The sequence below is a fragment of the Actinomadura terrae genome, from assembly GCF_022751215.1.
Taxonomy (GTDB): Bacteria; Actinomycetota; Actinomycetes; order Streptosporangiales; family Streptosporangiaceae; genus Spirillospora; species Spirillospora terrae.
This window is the reverse complement of the sequence record NZ_JAICDG010000004.1, coordinates 588,422-604,643: the sequence shown is the minus strand read 5'-3', so window position 1 is coordinate 604,643 and position 16,222 is coordinate 588,422. Positions and strand designations below refer to the sequence as shown.

23 protein-coding genes are annotated in these 16,222 nt (G+C 69.9%); 13 read left to right on the top strand and 10 right to left on the bottom strand.

What is annotated here, in order from left to right; genetic code table 11:
• Window positions 1-4: 4 nt before the first annotated feature.
• Both K2F47_RS27395 and K2F47_RS27390 read right to left on the bottom strand, forming a co-directional pair.
• The gene (locus tag K2F47_RS27395; protein ID WP_242908347.1) at window positions 5-238 is read right to left on the bottom strand and encodes a hypothetical protein; all 234 of its coding nucleotides are present in this window, start codon (window positions 236-238) and stop codon (window positions 5-7) included.
• A 69-nt stretch (window positions 239-307) separates the two neighbouring features.
• Entirely contained in the window at window positions 308-739 is a 432-nt protein-coding gene (locus tag K2F47_RS27390) for a MerR family transcriptional regulator (protein ID WP_242908345.1), read from the bottom strand.
• Between the two features lie 325 nt (window positions 740-1,064).
• On the opposite strand from K2F47_RS27390, the gene K2F47_RS27385 reads away from it, so the two are divergent.
• Both K2F47_RS27385 and K2F47_RS27380 read left to right on the top strand, forming a co-directional pair.
• The gene (locus K2F47_RS27385; protein WP_242908343.1) at window positions 1,065-1,406 is read left to right on the top strand and encodes an FAD-dependent monooxygenase; all 342 of its coding nucleotides are present in this window, start codon (window positions 1,065-1,067) and stop codon (window positions 1,404-1,406) included.
• Between the two features lie 39 nt (window positions 1,407-1,445).
• Window positions 1,446-1,700 (top strand): aromatic-ring hydroxylase C-terminal domain-containing protein, encoded by a 255-nt coding sequence (locus K2F47_RS27380; RefSeq protein WP_372490935.1) that lies wholly within the window; start codon window positions 1,446-1,448, stop codon window positions 1,698-1,700.
• On the opposite strand, the gene K2F47_RS27375 is transcribed toward K2F47_RS27380, so the two are convergent.
• Window positions 1,688-2,176, bottom strand: a complete 489-nt coding sequence (locus K2F47_RS27375; RefSeq protein WP_242908340.1) for a DUF4231 domain-containing protein — start codon at window positions 2,174-2,176, stop codon at window positions 1,688-1,690. The genes K2F47_RS27380 and K2F47_RS27375 overlap by 13 nt on opposite strands.
• A 95-nt stretch (window positions 2,177-2,271) precedes the next feature.
• Window positions 2,272-2,604 carry a YnfA family protein gene (locus K2F47_RS27370; RefSeq protein ID WP_242908338.1) on the bottom strand — a complete coding sequence of 111 codons (333 nt, stop codon included), beginning with the start codon at window positions 2,602-2,604 and terminating at the stop codon, window positions 2,272-2,274.
• Between the two features lie 156 nt (window positions 2,605-2,760).
• Here K2F47_RS27370 and K2F47_RS27365 point away from each other — a divergent pair, with 156 nt between their 5' ends.
• Window positions 2,761-3,261: a hypothetical protein gene (locus tag K2F47_RS27365; RefSeq protein ID WP_242908336.1), complete on the top strand. Its 501-nt coding sequence runs from the start codon at window positions 2,761-2,763 to the stop codon at window positions 3,259-3,261.
• A gap of 67 nt (window positions 3,262-3,328) precedes the next feature.
• Complete coding sequence (locus K2F47_RS27360; protein WP_242908332.1) at window positions 3,329-4,042, top strand: hypothetical protein; 714 nt, start codon at window positions 3,329-3,331, stop codon at window positions 4,040-4,042.
• Here K2F47_RS27360 and K2F47_RS27355 read toward each other — a convergent pair.
• Complete coding sequence (locus tag K2F47_RS27355; RefSeq protein ID WP_242908331.1) at window positions 4,009-4,407, bottom strand: winged helix-turn-helix transcriptional regulator; 399 nt, start codon at window positions 4,405-4,407, stop codon at window positions 4,009-4,011. The two genes, K2F47_RS27360 and K2F47_RS27355, sit on opposite strands and share 34 nt — an antisense overlap.
• A gap of 64 nt (window positions 4,408-4,471) precedes the next feature.
• Between K2F47_RS27355 and K2F47_RS27350 the strand changes: the two genes are divergently transcribed.
• Window positions 4,472-4,855, top strand: a complete 384-nt coding sequence (locus K2F47_RS27350) for a YybH family protein (RefSeq protein WP_242908330.1) — start codon at window positions 4,472-4,474, stop codon at window positions 4,853-4,855.
• A 3-nt stretch (window positions 4,856-4,858) separates the two neighbouring features.
• On the opposite strand, the gene K2F47_RS27345 is transcribed toward K2F47_RS27350, so the two are convergent.
• A complete protein-coding gene (locus tag K2F47_RS27345) occupies window positions 4,859-5,467 on the bottom strand; it encodes a TetR/AcrR family transcriptional regulator (RefSeq protein WP_242908329.1) in 609 nt (202 codons plus the stop codon).
• A gap of 81 nt (window positions 5,468-5,548) precedes the next feature.
• Here K2F47_RS27345 and K2F47_RS27340 point away from each other — a divergent pair, with 81 nt between their 5' ends.
• Complete coding sequence (locus K2F47_RS27340) at window positions 5,549-6,304, top strand: SDR family oxidoreductase (protein ID WP_242908328.1); 756 nt, start codon at window positions 5,549-5,551, stop codon at window positions 6,302-6,304.
• A gap of 112 nt (window positions 6,305-6,416) precedes the next feature.
• Here K2F47_RS27340 and K2F47_RS27335 read toward each other — a convergent pair whose 3' ends face one another.
• The gene (locus K2F47_RS27335) at window positions 6,417-7,076 is read right to left on the bottom strand and encodes an FMN-dependent NADH-azoreductase (RefSeq protein ID WP_242908327.1); all 660 of its coding nucleotides are present in this window, start codon (window positions 7,074-7,076) and stop codon (window positions 6,417-6,419) included.
• 140 nt (window positions 7,077-7,216) lie between these two features.
• Between K2F47_RS27335 and K2F47_RS27330 the strand changes: the two genes are divergently transcribed.
• On the top strand, window positions 7,217-8,071 hold the full coding sequence (locus tag K2F47_RS27330) for a sigma-70 family RNA polymerase sigma factor (protein WP_242908326.1): 855 nt from the start codon (window positions 7,217-7,219) through the stop codon (window positions 8,069-8,071).
• A gap of 15 nt (window positions 8,072-8,086) precedes the next feature.
• On the opposite strand, the gene K2F47_RS27325 is transcribed toward K2F47_RS27330, so the two are convergent.
• Entirely contained in the window at window positions 8,087-8,371 is a 285-nt protein-coding gene (locus tag K2F47_RS27325; protein ID WP_242908325.1) for a chorismate mutase, read from the bottom strand.
• 181 nt (window positions 8,372-8,552) lie between these two features.
• On the opposite strand from K2F47_RS27325, the gene K2F47_RS27320 reads away from it, so the two are divergent.
• The 5 genes from K2F47_RS27320 to K2F47_RS27300 all read left to right on the top strand — a co-directional run bounded on the left by K2F47_RS27320 (window position 8,553) and on the right by K2F47_RS27300 (window position 13,366).
• Entirely contained in the window at window positions 8,553-9,176 is a 624-nt protein-coding gene (locus tag K2F47_RS27320) for a TetR/AcrR family transcriptional regulator (protein ID WP_242908324.1), read from the top strand.
• 120 nt (window positions 9,177-9,296) lie between these two features.
• Window positions 9,297-9,905 carry an LURP-one-related family protein gene (locus tag K2F47_RS27315; RefSeq protein ID WP_242908323.1) on the top strand — a complete coding sequence of 203 codons (609 nt, stop codon included), beginning with the start codon at window positions 9,297-9,299 and terminating at the stop codon, window positions 9,903-9,905.
• Between the two features lie 185 nt (window positions 9,906-10,090).
• On the top strand, window positions 10,091-11,197 hold the full coding sequence (locus K2F47_RS27310; protein WP_242908322.1) for a ferritin-like domain-containing protein: 1,107 nt from the start codon (window positions 10,091-10,093) through the stop codon (window positions 11,195-11,197).
• Between the two features lie 366 nt (window positions 11,198-11,563).
• Window positions 11,564-12,274 carry a hypothetical protein gene (locus K2F47_RS27305; RefSeq protein ID WP_242908321.1) on the top strand — a complete coding sequence of 237 codons (711 nt, stop codon included), beginning with the start codon at window positions 11,564-11,566 and terminating at the stop codon, window positions 12,272-12,274.
• 534 nt (window positions 12,275-12,808) lie between these two features.
• Window positions 12,809-13,366: a septal ring lytic transglycosylase RlpA family protein gene (locus tag K2F47_RS27300; RefSeq protein WP_242908319.1), complete on the top strand. Its 558-nt coding sequence runs from the start codon at window positions 12,809-12,811 to the stop codon at window positions 13,364-13,366.
• A gap of 3 nt (window positions 13,367-13,369) precedes the next feature.
• Here the strand turns inward: K2F47_RS27300 and K2F47_RS27295 are convergent, their stop codons facing one another.
• The gene (locus K2F47_RS27295) at window positions 13,370-14,353 is read right to left on the bottom strand and encodes an alpha/beta hydrolase family protein (RefSeq protein ID WP_242908317.1); all 984 of its coding nucleotides are present in this window, start codon (window positions 14,351-14,353) and stop codon (window positions 13,370-13,372) included.
• Between the two features lie 321 nt (window positions 14,354-14,674).
• Here K2F47_RS27295 and K2F47_RS41525 point away from each other — a divergent pair, with 321 nt between their 5' ends.
• Window positions 14,675-15,037 (top strand): YkvA family protein, encoded by a 363-nt coding sequence (locus K2F47_RS41525; protein ID WP_242908315.1) that lies wholly within the window; start codon window positions 14,675-14,677, stop codon window positions 15,035-15,037.
• 213 nt (window positions 15,038-15,250) lie between these two features.
• Here the strand turns inward: K2F47_RS41525 and K2F47_RS27285 are convergent, their stop codons facing one another.
• Window positions 15,251-15,994: an IclR family transcriptional regulator gene (locus tag K2F47_RS27285; RefSeq protein ID WP_308198465.1), complete on the bottom strand. Its 744-nt coding sequence runs from the start codon at window positions 15,992-15,994 to the stop codon at window positions 15,251-15,253.
• Window positions 15,995-16,222: the final 228 nt, after the last annotated feature.

Below are 16,222 nucleotides of genomic sequence, written 5' to 3'. Positions count from 1 at the left end.
GCCATCAGGTGTCGGGGAAACGGCGCTTCTTCGCCGAGTCGATCCACCACAGCAGCAGAAATCCGACGACGATGACCGACGCCGACACCAGCCACCACGCGGGGCTCGGCAGCCGCGTCGGAAGCGACAGTTTCGGCTTGCCGTCCCACAGTTTCGCGACGAACGGCATCACGCCCTCGTGCAGCCCGACGAGGAAGACCACCGCCGACAACCCGTCATAGGACTTCGGACTGTTCATGCGGGCCAACGTAGGGTCGGCCGTCCCGCCCCCGATAGCGACCAAGGTCGATGCGCCGCGTCCGGTGGTTCACTCGTCGAGCTCGCCGAGGCCCTCCTCGACGGCCTTGTCGAGCTCGACGCGCAGCTCGGCGCAGTCGCGCACCGGGTCGGTTCGGGGGCAGGTCAGCAGGTGTTCCAGCAGCTCCTGCGCGGTCCGCAGATCCTCGATCCGGGCCCTGATCGTCTCGATCGAGGCGGTCAGCACGGCGCGGCCCGACGGCTCGTCCGCCGCCGGACGCTCGGAGATCAGCGCGGCGGTGTCGGCCAGGCTGACCAGCCCGCGATGGTGCAGCCGCTGGATGAGCGCGAGCCGCCGCAGTTCCGCGTGGCCGTAGTGGCGGACATTCCCCTTGCGTCCGGGGGACGGGAGCAGGCCCAGGTCGTCGTAGTACCGCAGGGTCGAAATCGGCACGCCGAAACAGCGCGAGACCTCACTGATCGAGTAACGGTCCTTCTCCATGGTCCCATCTTGCACTCAAGTGAACTTGAGCGCGCAGGGTGGACACCGATCAGAAAGGGGTGGGCAGATGCGAACTGACGATGCGCCGGTGCTAGTGGTGGGCCGGTGCCGCGGGCGAGCACGTCACTCCGCACGCTGGAGGTGTTCCGCTCCATCGGCCTCGGCCCGGCGCTGGACGAACTCGGATTCGAGGGCGGCCCCCCGATGCGGACGGTGTTCAAGACCAGCGGCCTGGGCGTCACCCTTCACCGGTCGGGCCCACCGGCGCGTTACGCCGCGATGCTGGAGACCTGTAGCCCGGTGAATTCCCGCCTGATCCTGACGCATGACCAGATCCAGGGGTCTGGCGCTGCGGGAACTGCGCCGCCGTGGCGGCGAGGCGCGATTCGGCGTCCGGCTGGTGGATCTCGTCCCCGGCCCCGACCACGTGCGCGCACACGCCGTCGACGCCTCGGGCGAGGAATGGCAGATCAGGGCCGAATACGTCGTCGGCGCCGATGGGGCGAACAGCGACGTCCGCGGGCACCTCGGCATCACCGTCCCCGATCGGGAGGCCATCGCACACCTCGACACCGCGTTCTTCCGCGCCGACCTCGGAATCCGAGGCCGTCGCGCTGCTCCGGGCCACGATCGGCGACGATCGCCGTCGACTACCTGCGCGCGATGATGTGCTACACCTACCCCCCACGACCCCGCGCCGGACGTCCTGGACGACGCCGTCCGCCCAGGCCACCGCTTCCCGCACCGCTGGGTGGACGACTCCGTCTCCACCCTCGACCTGATCGGCTCCCACTGGACCCTGTTCAGCGGCCGGAACATCTCCGACTGGCGGGCGGCCGCCCACCTGAACCCGCACGTCCACACCCTCGACACCGACGGCGTGGTGCTCGTGCGTCCCGACGGCTTCGTGGCCTGGCAGGGCACGACGGAGGACTCCCTCCGCGCCTCCTACTGGGGCTGATTCGGCGCGGGCGGCAGCACCGGCGGCGCGGCGGAGGCCTGCGCCCGCCGCGCCGTCCACCGCTGCCCCTCGCCCTCGGCGATCTCCAGCACCGTCGCGCAAAGGAGCGCCCGCGGGTCCTCCGCCTGCCCGTAGGGGCCGTGCTTCATGTCGTAGAGCGCGATCTCCTTCTCGATCTGGTGCCGCGTCTGCGAGAAGCTCATCCAGTTCTCGTGCCACCCCACAACCTGACGGATACCGGTGACGAGGACCAGAACAGCCCCGAGAACCGCCGCGACCGTCGAGCTCTTCCACACGACGGCCGACACGGGAATCGTCGCCGCGACCAGCAGGCTCGACAGTTCGAGCCCGTAATAGCTGAAGCGCGCCCGGGTGGCGGACCGCGCGTACCAGCGCCAACTCTGCAACACCACCTCGGGGAACCCCTGGTCGGCCTCGACGATCCGCACGACCCAATGCCCGTCCGTCCCGGCCACAGGCCACCCCTCCCATCGTCGAGCACGGACGGCCGCCGCGCGCCGCCCCCGCCCTGCGGGGACTCTATCCGCCCCGCCCACGGCCTGCGTTTCCGCTAGCCGCGCGGGGCGTACATGATGAGGAGAACTCCGGCCAGGCAGACGGCGGCGCCGATGACGTCCCAGCGGTCGGGGCGGAAACCGTCCATCACCATGCCCCACGCCAGCGACCCGGCGACGAAAACGCCGCCATACGCGGCCAGAATCCGGCCGAAATTCGCCTCGGGCTGCAATGTGGCCACGAATCCGTACACTCCCAGCGCGACGATCCCGGCGCCGATCCACCAGGCGCCCTGGTGCTCGCGCACCCCCTGCCAGACCAGCCAGGCCCCGCCGATCTCCGCGACCGCCGCCAACGCGAACAGCACCAGCGACCGCACCACCGTCATGATCAGAACCGTACCCCCGCTGGTCAGAAGCAGGTTGCCGACTCCGCCCCGGGGTGGCGCGGGAGGGGTCCCGACGGCAACTCGGATAATGGACGTTGATCTCCCTCGCAGCGATAAACACTTTCGTCGCGATCGCCGGCTTTAGGGAGCGCTCTGATGGCCATAGTCTTCGAGCAGCCGCTGGAGCAGAAGCAGTGGACGCTCGTTTCCCATCGCATGCGCTACTCCTGGAGGATGGGGTACCAGAGGTACGAAGGCAGGCGCTACCTGGTCGAAAGGCCTGCGGACGGTGCTCCTGCGCGTCGCTGGTCGGTCCGGTGTCCGGTGTGCGGCAGGGCGCTGAACTACACCGTGCAAAGCGTCGCCGCCACTCGTCGCAGGGTGGTTGTTGGACTTGTCGGTGGGTGCGTCGCCTTCGGCATCTCGGTGGTCTCTATGGTTCTCGCCCTAGTTCTGATTGACGTAACGGATGATATGGCCTCCTTCCTGATCGGTGTTTCCGCCGTGGGGATGGGCGCCGTACTCCCGCTGAGCTTCACCACACAACGTCAGAGGGGCTTCGTCGGACACGGTGCCAGCCTGCCGACATTCCCCCCGCATGACGTGCGGCTCGTCACCAAGGACGGGCCTGTACCTCCGGTCGTTTATCAGCTTTGAATCCGTGCGGGACTGTGGATGTTCCGATTCTCGCTGGCCTGGAGGTGTAGATCGCTAGGGTTGACGCATGTTGGTGCGGGTTGTTGCGTTCGGTGTTGTTGGTGTAACGCTCGTCGTTTCTGGCTGCGGGGGCGGGGGTGAGAAGGCTGGGCGGCCTGCGCCGTCGTCGGTTTCCGGCACCCCATTGGAGCCGGTGGCGGAGGCGCTGTTGCCTGTGCCGCCTAGGCCCGTAAAGCCGAACGTGCCGCAGTACGGCCCGAAGGCGGGCTACTTCGATGGGCTGATGGCCAACTTCTTGCAGGGGGCAGAGAAGCCGGACGTGTGTCTGTGGGGTATGACGCCCTCCGCTCTGGTCAAAGCAGCGGTCGGACCTCTCGGCAGGCGGGCGTCCATCGCCCTGTGGATGGATCAGAAGCGTTCGCTCATCGTGCAGGAGGTCGTCGTGAACCTGCCGGACGCCGGGGCCGCGAAGCTCATGTCGACCAAGGTCGTACGGAAGTGCCGAGACAGCTACGTTCAGCTGCCGCCCTATGGGACGCTGCGGTTGCGGGTCGAGGACGAAATCGTGCGCAACAACCACGGTAGGCCCGAAAAGGTCACCACCTACTCGTTCACTGGCGCCGCCGGGTACAGGACGGTGGTCGAAGCCAGGATTCGCGTGAAGGGCCATGTGGTCCTTCTCCGGCTCAGTCCGGACGCCATGCGCTCATTGACTGAAGACGAGCTTGCCCTGGTCGACGAGGCGGGTCAGTGGGCGGCGGCGGTGCTCGGCTCTTGGTGAGGGTGGGCGGTGCCCCAGTTCCATAGGGATTGGAGGACGGGGCCGAGGCGCTTGCCGCTGGGGGTTAGTTCGTAGTGGGTGCGGGACGGCCAGGCGGGTTCGCGGCGGCGGGTGACCACGCCGGTTTCGGTGAGGTGGGCCAGGCGGTCGGAGAGGACCTTGTCGGAGAGCGCGGGCAGCGCTTCGCGGAGTTCGGTGAAGGTGTGCTCGCCGCGGAGCAGTTCGCGGATCACCAGCGTCGTCCAGCGGCCTTTCAGGGCGGTGAGGGCGACTTCCACGGGGCAGGACGGGGACGGTTCGGGGGTGTGCCCGTGCGGGTCGTCGGGCAGGCCCGGACGGGGGCGGCGAACCGTTTGGTGAGTCACGAGGGGGCCTCCTAGCGTTGCCGTGGCTCAGTGATTTCTACCTGGTGAGAGGACGTGTGCGCTGATGGCGCGGAGGCTGGCCGTTCGTCCCGAGGATGTGCCCGCGGTGTTCGCCGAGCGGTTCAACAGCGGCGATCCCGAGGCGGTGGCGGAGGTCTATGAGGAGGGGGCGGTGTTCGTTCCCGGACCGGGGGCGCCCGTGACCGGGCAGCTGGCGCATGACGCCAATGCCCAGTTCGTGGGGATGGGGGTACCGATCAAGGTGAACCCGCGGCATGTCTACACGGCGGGCGATGTCGCGTTGTTGATCGTGGACTGGATCATCGAGGGCACCGCGACGGACGGGAGGCCCGTCCATATCGAGGGGACCGCCACCGACGTCGCGCGGCGTGGGGACGATGGGTACTGGCGGTACGTCGTCGACAATCCGTTCGGCGTCGCCGGCTGAGTCTCAGCTGGGCCAGGCCGCCAGGGCGAACTCGGCGGTCTGGGCCAGTTCGGCGGCGTCGGCTCCGTCGCGGGCGCGTTGGGAGATGCCGAGGACGACCGTCGCGTAGAAGCGGGCCAGAGCGCGGGGGTCGACGTCCGGGGGTAGTTCGCCGTCTTTCTGGGCCGCGCGGAAGCGGTCCTCGAATTTCTGGAGTGAGGCGGCGCGCAGGTCGCGGAGGAACGTGGCGACCTCGTCGTCCTGGGGGCTGACGTTGGTGGCCGCGCTGATCGTCAGGCAGCCCGCTGGGTGGGACGGGTCGGTGTAGATCTCGGCGGCCTCGCGCAGGAGGCGGGCGATCGCCTGGCGGGCGGTGGGCTCCTCCTGGAGCGCGGCGCCCATGAAGGCCCCGCTGGGGCACTCGCCGTAGGCGAGGACGACCTCCTTGAACAGCGACTTCTTGTCGCCGAAGGCCGCGTAGAGGCTGCCCGGCCTGATCCCCATCGCCGCGGTCAGCTCGCCCACGGACGTGGCCTCGTAGCCGCGCTCCCAGAACAACCGGGTGGCCTGGGCGAGCGCGGCGTCGCGGTCGAAGCCGCGGGGGCGGCCCCGGGTGGCGCCTGTTCTGCTCATGAACCCATTGTAGAGCGTTCGCTCAAAAAAGTGTGCTACGGTACTTCTTGAGTGATCGTTCAAGAAAAAGGGAGGCCCGTGATGGGAGCACTGGACGGCAAGGTCGCGCTGGTCACCGGGGGTAGCCGGGGCATCGGACGGGCCATCGCCGAGCGGCTCGGACGTGACGGCGCGCTGGTCGCGCTCACCTACGCCCAGGCGAGCAAGGAGGCCGACGAGGTCGTCGGCCGGATCCGCGAGGGCGGCGGCGAGGCGTTCGCGATCCAGGCCGAGTTCGGGCGGCGCGGCGACGCGGCACGGCTCTGGGAGGCGTTCGACGCGCAGACGCCGCGCGCGGGTGTGGACATCGTCGTCAACAACGCGGCCAAGGGAAGCAACCAGGACCTCGCCTCGGTCACCGAGGAGGAGTTCGACGAGGTCTTCGCGGTGAACGTCCGGACGCCGTTCTTCATCATCCAGGAGGCGGTCAAGCGGATGCGGGACGGCGGCCGGATCATCAACATCTCCAGCGGGGCGGCCCGGCTGGCGATGCCGAACATCATCGCCTACGCGCCCACCAAGAGCGCGATGGACAATGTCACGCTCCACCTGGCCAAACTGCTCGGCCCGCGCGGGATCACCGCCAACTCGGTGGCGCCCGGCTTCGTCGACACCGACATGAACGCCGACTGGTTGCGCGGCAACGAGGAGGCGTGGGCGCAGTCGGCCGCGATCTCGGCGCTCGGACGCGTAGGGGAGCCGCGCGACATCGCCGACGTCGTCGCGTTCCTCGCGTCCGACGACGCGCGCTGGATCACCGGGCAGGTGATCGACGCGACCGGCGGTTCGCTGATCTGACCGGCGGGCCGGCCGCGGTCAGGCTCGGGTCCTCGGAACGGTCGCCTGCGACCTTGAGCGGGGACGAGGACCCGAGCGGATGCGGCGCGGAGGCAGCGCCCGGGGCAATGGCTCAGAGCGTGGCGCCCAGGGTCTTCGCCTTTTCCTGGGCCGCTGCTAGGGAGTCGGCCGTCAGCTTCTTGAAGCGGGCCAGGTGCGGGACGATGTCGGTCAGCGTCATCTCCGCGTGGACGAAATGGATGCCGTCCTCGTTGAGCCCGAGCCTCCCGAAATAGGCGCGCAGGTAGGGCTCCTGGAAATCGAGGGCCTCGTTGGGAGTCCCGGGGCCGTAGGCGCCGCCGCGCGCGGTGACGACGACGGCGCGGGTGCCGCGCAGCCGGTCCTCCATGTAGGCGCCGGGGAAGGTGATCCGGTCGATCCACGCCTTCAGCGACGCGGGCACCGAGAAGTTGTACATCGGGACGCCGAGCAGAAGGGTGTCGGCGGCGTGCACCTCCTTTATCAGCGGGAGGGTCAGGTCCCATTCGCGTTGCTCGGCCGGCCCCTCGACCAGGGCGGCGACCTTCTCCGGCGGGACGAGCCCGTGGCTCTCCACGCGGCGTCCGAGCGTGCAGTAGGCCGCGGTGATCGGCGCGACCGGGTCGGCGGCGAGGTTCCGGCGGCGGTATCCGGCATGGCCGTTCGACGCCGTCCAGGCGTCGGCGAAAATCCTGGTCAGCCTTCGGGTGACCGAGTCGCTGGAATGGCTTGAATCAAGGTGGAGCAGGGTCACGTCGTCCTCGCAGAATGGCCGGGCCGATCCGCGCGCCCGGCCCGGCGGCGGGCGCCGCTAGCATGGGGGCGGGTCGGCTTCCTCGTTCGTTCGTCGTTCTCCTCACTGATATGACGGCAGGTGGCGAGGGAAGGTGACCGATGGACGAGCGGGCCGAACTGGCCGACCATTTCGACCGGGCGCGCGGGCATCTGCGGGCGGTCGCGTTCCGCATGCTCGGTTCGGCGGACGAGGCCGACGACGCGCTCCAGGAGGCGTGGCTGCGCGCCGACCGGGCCGGGTCCGGCGACGTCGCGAACCTGACCGGCTGGCTGACCACGATCGTCGGCCGGGTCTGCCTCGACGTGCTGCGCTCGCGCAAGCGCCGTCCCGAGGACCCCTGCGACCTGGCCGAACTCGTCACGGTCCCGGACGGCGCGGCCGACCCCGAGGACGCGGCGGTGCTCGCCGACTCGGTCGGGCTCGCGCTGCTGGTCGTCCTGGACAGGCTCGGGCCCGCCGAGCGTGTCGCGTTCGTCCTGCATGACCTGTTCGCTGTGCCGTTCGCGGAGATCGCCGAGATCGTCGGACGGTCACCGGTCGCCGCGAAGAAGCTGGCGAGCCGGGCCCGCGCCCGCGTCCAGGGCGCCGCGACGGTCCCGGCGGGCGATCTCGCCCGGCAGCGGGAGGTGGTGGAGGCCTTCCTCGCCGCGTCCCGCGCCGGGGACCTCGACGGCCTCCTCGCCGTGCTGGCACCCGACGTGGTCAGGCGGGACGGCGCGGCCGTGATGCGCGGCGCCGAACACGTCGCGCGCGAGACGCTCACCAACGGCGGGCTGGCGCGGGTGGCCCGTCCCGCGCTCGTGGACGGCGCGGTCGGGCTCGTCGTCGCGCCGCGCGGGCGGCTGCTGCTCGTCCTGCGGATCGAGGTCCAGGACGGACGGGTCGCCGCGTTCACCGTGGTCAAAGACCCTGACGCGCTCGCCCGCGTCGAACTGGCCGTCCTGGACGCCTAACGCCGGGCGCGGCGTTTACCGGTCGGAGCGGGCGGTGTGCTCGTCCAGCTCAAGCTCGATGAAGGCGCCGATCATCGCCCGCCACACCGCCTCGGCGACGTCCGGGGCCAGCCCGCCCGCCTCCGCCCGCTCACGTGCCAGCGCGACGACGGCCTCCACCCGGCCGGGGGCGCGGACGGCCTGCTCGTCCCGCTTGAACGCGGCGGCCGCGCGCACCAGTTCCTGCCGCTCGGCGAGCAGGCGCACCAGCTCGCCGTCGAGCGCGTCGATCCGTGCGCGGACCTCGTCCAACGACTCCATGGCGCCATCCTCGCACCCTCCCGTCCCCGCCCGGCGGCCTGTCCCCTATCCCCACCGAATGCGAACATCACTCGGGATTTTGGGTCTTGTGGTGTTCTGACCGGAAGAGTCCGGTGTCCGCGAGGACGGGATGGTGGTCGTGGCCTGCCATGGCGTGTCCGGCTCGGGTGACAATGGTCGGGTGACCGAAATCCGGACCCCGCTCCGCCGCCTCCCCGCCCAGCGCCGCAGTGCCGAACGCGTCCAACGGATGCTCGACGCGTGCGCGGACATCCTCGACGAGGACGGTTACGACGGCCTCACCACCACGCGCATCGCGCAGCGTGCCGAGGTCGCGATCGGCTCGGTCTACCAGTTCTTCCCCGACAAGCGCGCGGTCGCCCAGGCGCTCGCGCTGCGCAACCTGGAGGTCTTCGGCGAACGGATCTCCAGGACGCTCGCCGAGGGCACCTTCGAGGACTGGTCCGACACGGTCGGCGCGATCATCGACATCTTCGTGGAGATGCACCGGACCCTCCCGGGTTTCCGCGTCCTGCGGTTCGGCGACGTCGCGGACGTCAACCTGCTCGACTCCGACGCCGACAACAACGCCGTCGTCGCCGGACGGCTGCGCATGATGATCACCGAGACGTTCGGCGTCCAGGACACCCCGGGCCTCGCGACCGCGCTCGCCATAGCGGTGGAGGCCGGCGACGCCGTCCTGAAGATGGCGTTCCGCCGCGACCCGGACGGCGACCCCGAGATCGTCGCCGAGGCCGAGCGCCTGATCCACGGCTACCTGGCCTCCCATATCCGCGAGTCCTGACCCGCGCCGCTCCCGAAGGCGAGGCGGAGTACCTCTGTCCCACCTGGGACGAATTGTCACCTTAAACGGATGTTTTGTGGCAGACTCCGCCTTTGATTCCCAAAATCACGATCAGGATGGGTGAGTTCACTGGACGACGAGCGGCTCCAGACGCAGCACCGCCTGCTGGTGCGGCAGCGGCTGCGGTTCATGGTGAACCAGTACGAGGTGCACGCCGAGAACCCCGACGGCTCCGAGGGCGAGATGCTCGCCTTCGCGCAGCAGAAGCGGATGGCGTTCAAGGAGCAGGTCACCCTGTACGCCGACGACAGCAAGACGCGTCCGCTCCTCGGGTTCAAGGCGCGCAAGCGCATCGACCTCGCCTCCGCCTACGACGTCACCGACGCCGCCGGGCAGCCGATCGGCGTCTTCCGCAAGGACTTCAAGAAGTCGCTGCTCGCCTCCACCTGGCACCTGGAGCAGCCCGGGCTCGGCGTGACGACCGGCAGCGAGCGCAACAAGGCCGTCGCGCTCCTGCGGCGGGTCTGGCAGTTCATCCCTTATGTGGACGTACTGCCGTTCGCCTGGCCGTACCACTTCGACTTCTACGCGGGCGACCAAGTCGTGTTCTCGGTGGAGAAGAAGTTCGGGTTCCGCGACCGCTACGCCGTCGAGATCCGGGACCCGCGCCTCGACCGCCGCCTGGTGATCGCCCAGGCCGTCGCGCTGGACGCCCTTCAGGCACGGTGAGCGGGCGGCAGGGGAAGCCGGCGCGGGAGCGGCGCGGAAGGTGAAACGGCCTCGCATAGGTCTGGTTTGCCGGAGCTTTACATGTTACGAAGACATGTAAAGCATCTAGGGTGGAATACAGCCCGCAACCCCGCGTCCCCCGGCGTCGCGACCGCGCGGCGTCACGCCCGGAGGAGGCTTCCCCCGTGAGTTCCCATGACCTTTACACCACGCCGGTCACGACCGACACGTGGAACGTCCAGATGGCGGGCCAGGCCCGCTTCTCCTGGGAGTACGACGACGGCCGCGACCGGCTGCTCGGCCTGTACCAGAAGGGCAAGGACAAGCAGTGGGACGCGCAGAAGCGCATCGACTGGGACATCGAGGTCGATCCCCTGAACGTCGCCGGGCTCCCCGACGAGTTCAACCCGCTGCTTGGCTCGGACATCTGGGAAAAGATGTCCCAAAAGGAACGTGACGAGTTCGGGCGCCACCAGGGTTCGTGGCTGTTCAGCCAGTTCCTGCACGGCGAGCAGGGCGCGCTGAACGTGTCGGCGCGCATCGTCCAGTCCGTCCCGGACCTCGACTCCAAGTTCTACGCCGCCACCCAGGTCATGGACGAGGCGCGGCACGTCGAGCTGTACGGGCGGTTCGTCCAGGAGAAGATCGGGATGTACTACCCGATCAACCAGGACCTCGCGAAGCTGCTCGCGGAGTCGCTGGAGGACAGCCGCTGGGACCTGCCCTACCTCGGCATGCAGGTGATGATCGAGGGCCTCGCGCTCGCCGCGTTCGGCGTCTACCGCGACCTGTCGACGAACCCGCTGGTCAAGCAGCTGCTCGCGTACGTCATGCAGGACGAGGCGCGGCATGTCGCGTTCGGTCGGCTCGCGCTCAAGGACTACTACGCCGAACTGACCGAGAAGGAGCGCGCCGAACGCGAGGAGTTCATCGTTGAGGGCTGCTACCTGATGCGCGACCGATTCCAGGGACGCGAGATCTTCGAGCAGCTCGACATGCCGGTCGAGCGGTGCCTGGAATACACGAACAACGCGCCGATGTACCAGCTTTACCAGTCGCTGCTGTTCACCCGGATCGTGCCCTGTGTCCGCGATATCGGGCTGTGGGGCGAGAAGGTGCAGGCCGCCTACACCGACATGGGCGTGCTCGACCACGCCAAGGCGAGCCTGGACGAGCTGATGCACCAGGACGAGGAGATCGCCGAGAAGATCGACGAGGAGCGGTACGCGGCCGAGGTGGCCGCCCGCAAGGAGGAGATCGACGAGGCGATCGCGGTCGGGGGCACGAGCTAGCGGCGCGCCGCGCGGGACAGGGCGGGGGTGCCCCGGAGCCTGGCTCCGGGGCACCCCCGTGGCACGTCCGGGGCCGTCCACTTCGCATGTCCGGGCTCCGCCGCATGTCGCGGGGGCGCGCTCGTCGTTTGGTCCGGGTGGCGCCTTTTCTCCCGCTAAATATTTCCGGCTTGCCGGGAATTATCGGCACGTAACACCCAGCGCAATGTCAACGGTTCATTCTCGTAGATCTTTATTTCTCCCCCAACGGATTCCCTCATCGCCTGTGCGCGGTGCTCTTGTGTACTAACGTCCCCCGATGACGGTGCGCCGGGAAATCGCGGGCGCACACATCGCGCAGGGTCTATCCGACAACCGGGGAAAACAATGAAGCGATCCGCCAGAAGCATGCTCAGCGTCTCCGTCCTCACCGGCGCGCTCGTCCTCTCGACCGTGCCCGCGTACGCGGCGGGCCTCGCCTCCGCTCCAGGTGACGGGCCGGTCGGCTGCACGCTGGACGGCGCCGCCGACCTCCCGCTCGGCGCCCTGGACAAGAAGCCGGGCGACTGCCTGCACGCCGACCGACATGCCGACCGGCATGCCGGGCGCCACGCCGAGCCGCGCGCCGAGCGGCACGCGGACACGCCCGCGCCCTTGCCCCTCGACCCCGCCGGGAAGCTCGTCCAGACGACCGGGAAGGTCGCCACCACGGCGAGCAAGGTCACCAACCGGCTGGGCGTGGCCGGCGTCAACCCCGCGGGCAGGTCCGCGAACGCGAGGAAAGCGCAGGTCGGCGGCACGCCCGCGCTGCCCAGCACGCTCCCCGGCGGGCGGTTCGTGAACGGGACGCTCGCCCAGGGCGACGGAATCCTCGGCGTGCCGGAGGTCCCGGGCCTGGTCCGCTCCGCCGACACCGCCGGGCTCCCGGTCAGCTCGTCCATGCTGTTCCCGCCCGCGGGACGGCGCGCGATGCGCGGCCCGACGCCGGGCGGCGACCTGGTCGGCCAGCTCAGCCAGACCGCGAACTCCGCGACCAGCGGCGTCGGCGGCGTCCAGCAGACCATCGGACAGGTGGTCAAGGTGCTCAACGTGGGCTAGAGCCCGAGGGGCCGCGGGCCGGGCCGAACCGGTCCCGGGGCCCCTGGAAAACGCCGAACGGGGCGTTCCACATTGCGTGGAACGCCCCGTTTCGCTTCTCCCAGAGTGCGTGTTATCGGGCTGTGATCATGCCTTCCATGGCGAGTAAAGTCGATCTTCAAATCCGATGACTCAATGGAGTTGATCAGCTTCGGAGGGCAAAGAAGAGGGTGATAAACCCCACAAAGTAGGGCCCAGTGTCGTGATCTAGGCCGGACACGACGTACGGTCTGGGACTTGTGCGGCGCCTACGGTGACCAAAAGTGAAAAAGCGTTCCCGCCGCACCTGCCGGACGCCGGTTCCGCGATGACGCGGACACGCCTGATGAGCAGGCCAGCGGTAAGGGAAACGGGGACGAGAGGTCACCCGTGCCCACCGCGACACGGCGGTGACCAAACGCCGGGCGTCCGGGGCCCTGTCCCCGATCAAAGGACTCCTTCGTGGGTAGCCCTCGATTTCGCTTTCGCACGATCCTGATCGCTTCCGGCGTCGCCGTGGCCGTTCTCGCGGCCGGCGCGTTCGTCCTCTTCAGCGGCGACGGCTCCGCCGACTCGGCCCGCGCCGCACAGACATCACCGCAGGTGAACGCGCCAGTCGCCGACCCGCCGCGCAGCACCCCGACCCGGGCGAGCCGGGGCGGGACGCGCTCTCCCGAGCCGTCGGCCAAGCCCTCGGAGGCGCCCGCTCCGAAGGAGAGCGTCAAGCCGAAGCCCAAGGTGCGCAAGAAGGCGAAGAAGCCGGCGAAGAAGACCTACAAGGTGCTGAAGTCGGGCACGTGCACGGCCTCCTACTACTGGGAGGGGCAGATGACCGCGAGCGGCGAGCACTTCAACCCGAACGAGTTGACGGCGGCGCACAAGACGCTGCCGATGGGCTCGAAGGTGCGCGTGACCAACACCAACAACGGCCGGTCGGTCATCGTCCGCATCAACGACCGGGGCCCCTACGCGGGCGGCCGCTGCCTGGACCTGTCCAAGGCCGCGATGCAGCAGGTCGGCGGGACGGGCGCGGGCGTGATCCCCGTCCGCTACCAGGTGCTGGCCCGCGACTGACGGTCAGTTCGGGTGGACGGCCGTCGCCCGCGGCTTCGGCTCGTCACCGGGCACCGGCGCGGAGGCCGGCGGCTCGGGAAGGCGGAGCCTGATCGGCGGGACGTCGGCGGGCGGCCGCGGCCGGGGCTCGGCCAGCCGGTCGCGGAACCAGTCGGTGAGGACGCCGTCCACCCGTACGGCCTCGGTGATCGGGGGCAGCGCCTCGGTGCCCGGCTCGGGCGTCAGCGCGTGCCCCATCCGCAGCGTCACAGACTCCGCGGCGGGCGCGCCCGCCTCGCGCAGCCGGTCGCACAGCGCGGTCACCTCGCCGGGCGGGACGACCCGGTCCTTGGCGCCCGCGACGAGCAGCAGCGCGGTCTCGCGCGCGGCGATGTCGGGGGCCAGGGCGCCGAGGTCGAGCCGGTCGGCGAGCGCGCGGGCCTGCTCGCTCCACGTCCGCTCGCGCGCGGCGCGCTTCTCCACCGCGCGCGCGACGCGCGAGGGGGCGATGACGGGCGCGACGAGCGCGGCGGTGGTCACCGGGACGACGTTCCGCGCCAGCGCGAGCAGCGCGACGGCGGCGCCCGCGCTGAACCCGGCGAGCCCGAGCGGCCCGCCCGGGCTCCCTGGCCCGTCCGCGCCGTCCGGGAGGCCAAGGGCGTCGCGGAGTTCGGCGACGACGGCGGGCAGCGACTCGACGGCACGTTCCACAGCCGCGCCGTAGCCCTCGATCGCCTCGCTCTCCAGGATCGCGCCGGAGCCCAGGCCGCCGGACGGGCCGCCGGGCAGGTCGAGGAAGACCCGCCACGCGGGCACGCCGGTCATCGGCACCGCGGCCGCCAGCGCACCGGCCGTCCGCGGCGGGTCGAACCCCGGCCACGCGACGATCAGCCGGGTCGGCCCCGAGGCGACCACGTCGACGGCGGTCGGCGGCAGCGCCACATAGGCGACGCCCGCCGCGGTGCCGTACAGGGGCAGGGACAGGTCGTGCGGATGGTCGCCGCTCATGTCGGTCAGCTCCCACGATGCTGGACGGCCGGGCCAGGGAGGCGGCGCTCCTCCCGCGAATCGCGCGAATCCCGCGAACCAAGCGAGGTTCCCGCGTCCCATACTCGCAGCCGACTGCGGGAACCGTGGCTGGATCGTCACCGGAGTGACGTAGAACTCACTTCGGGTAACTGAAAACCGCTGCGAAAAGCATGGCCAACCTGAGCGCGCGCTGAGCTGTGGCCGACCTCATGTACCTCTTATTGGAACAATTCGGGCGTCTGTCGCGTCGTAGTGAGTCGTGGGCGCCGCGGGGGCGCGCCCCCTAGCCGAGGAGGACCCGTGGACAGGAAGCGCAGCGCGGCCGCCGCCGGGCAGGCTTGGCAGATCTACAGCGAGACCCTCCAACCCGACGCACCGGGCCTGTGGGAGCGCATGCGCGCCGTCCCGCGGATGCTGAAGGCCGTCCTGCGCGGACGGTACAAGGGCATGTCGTTCGGAACGCTCGGACTGCTCGCGCTCGGCCTCATCTACATCGTGTCCCCGATCGACGCCATCCCGGACGTCTTCCCCATCGTCGGCATCGTCGACGACACGGGCATGGCGCTGTGGCTCGCCGCCGCCCTCGTGAGGGCCGCGGGCGACTTCGTCACCTGGGAACGCGGCGGCCGCCCCACCGTCCTGGTAGGCGAACCGGTCGACTAAGGCTGGACCCACGTCCCGGGCTGGCTGCCCGGGACGTGACCGTGGGCGCGGCTGTTTCATCGCCATCTACGCCCCGCGGCCCGCACCCTCTTCTGGGGGCGCGGCACCGCTTCGAGGTCTTCCCGGTGGGGCTTCGCCTCCGGCGTCGGTCCCACCGTTCAGCTGCACGTCCGTCGACTGTCGGCTGTGTTGGCCCGGACGCTTGGACCTGCCTTAGGCGGGGCGGAGTTCGTTGGTGAAGCGTTCGGCGGCGGCCAGCATGACGGGGGCGACGTCGTTGACGGTCTCGCGGGTCATTCGCGCGGACGGGCCGGAGACGGAGAGCGCGGTCAGCGCGGGTCCGGCGCTCAGCGCGACCGCTATGCAGCGCACGCCGATTTCCTGCTCCTCGTCGTCCAGCGCATAGCCCTGTTCGCGGATGCGCTCCAGTTCCGCCATGAGGACGTCGGGGTCGGTGAAGGTGTTGGGGGTGTGGGCGTCCATGCCCGTCCGGGCGAGGATCTCCCGGACCCTGCGCTCCGGCAGGCGTGACAGCAACGCCTTGCCGACACCGGTGCAGTGCGGCTGGACGCGCCGTCCGACCTCGGTGAACATGCGCATGGAGTGCTTGGACGGCACCTGCGCGACATAGACGACCTCGTCGCCGTCCAGGACGGCCATGTTGGCGGTCTCGCCGGTCTCGTCCACCAGCTTGGCCAGGACGGGGCGCGCCCACGTCCCGAGCAGCCGGTTCGCCCCCTCGCCGAGCCTGATCAGCCGGGGGCCGAGGGCGTAGCGCTTGGACGGTTCCTGCCGGACGTATCCGTGGTTGACCAGCGTCCGCATCAGCCGGTAGATCGTCGGCATCGGCAGGCCCGAGACCTCCGTCAGCTCCGAGAGCGCCATCTCGCCGCCCGCGTCCGCCAGATGCTCCAGCAGCTCGAACGCGCGCTCCAGCGACCGTACGGCCTCCGCCACCTGCGCCTCCCCTTCTTTCGGTCACCCGATTCTACGGAGAACTGATTTCGGTATACGAAAGGCGAGTGCCACGTTACTCATGGTCATCATCGGGCAGAACTGTCTACGCCCGGCGAGAGCCGCCCCCCTGGCAACGTACGACCGCGAAAGGGGACCGGGTGTACACGGGGGCACGGAAAAGGCGCTGGCGCGCGATCGCCGCAGGTGGGGCACTGGTCGTCGCGCCGA

Excerpts from the sequence above, each read along its gene's own strand:
- K2F47_RS27365 (WP_242908336.1), top strand. The coding sequence starts at position 2,761 with ATGGCCATAGTCTTCGAGCAGCCGCTGGAGCAGAAGCAGTGGACGCTC.
- K2F47_RS27340 (WP_242908328.1), top strand. The coding sequence starts at position 5,549 with ATGGGAGCACTGGACGGCAAGGTCGCGCTGGTCACCGGGGGTAGCCGG.
- K2F47_RS27395 (WP_242908347.1), bottom strand. The coding sequence starts at position 238 with ATGAACAGTCCGAAGTCCTATGACGGGTTGTCGGCGGTGGTCTTCCTC.
- K2F47_RS27345 (WP_242908329.1), bottom strand. The coding sequence starts at position 5,467 with ATGAGCAGAACAGGCGCCACCCGGGGCCGCCCCCGCGGCTTCGACCGC.
- K2F47_RS27385 (WP_242908343.1), top strand. The coding sequence starts at position 1,065 with ATGACCAGATCCAGGGGTCTGGCGCTGCGGGAACTGCGCCGCCGTGGC.
- K2F47_RS27370 (WP_242908338.1), bottom strand. The coding sequence starts at position 2,604 with ATGACGGTGGTGCGGTCGCTGGTGCTGTTCGCGTTGGCGGCGGTCGCG.
- K2F47_RS27360 (WP_242908332.1), top strand. The coding sequence starts at position 3,329 with ATGTTGGTGCGGGTTGTTGCGTTCGGTGTTGTTGGTGTAACGCTCGTC.
- K2F47_RS27305 (WP_242908321.1), top strand. The coding sequence starts at position 11,564 with ATGAAGCGATCCGCCAGAAGCATGCTCAGCGTCTCCGTCCTCACCGGC.
- K2F47_RS27390 (WP_242908345.1), bottom strand. The coding sequence starts at position 739 with ATGGAGAAGGACCGTTACTCGATCAGTGAGGTCTCGCGCTGTTTCGGC.
- K2F47_RS27295 (WP_242908317.1), bottom strand. The coding sequence starts at position 14,353 with ATGAGCGGCGACCATCCGCACGACCTGTCCCTGCCCCTGTACGGCACC.
- K2F47_RS27325 (WP_242908325.1), bottom strand. The coding sequence starts at position 8,371 with ATGGAGTCGTTGGACGAGGTCCGCGCACGGATCGACGCGCTCGACGGC.
- K2F47_RS27350 (WP_242908330.1), top strand. The coding sequence starts at position 4,472 with ATGGCGCGGAGGCTGGCCGTTCGTCCCGAGGATGTGCCCGCGGTGTTC.
- K2F47_RS27330 (WP_242908326.1), top strand. The coding sequence starts at position 7,217 with ATGGACGAGCGGGCCGAACTGGCCGACCATTTCGACCGGGCGCGCGGG.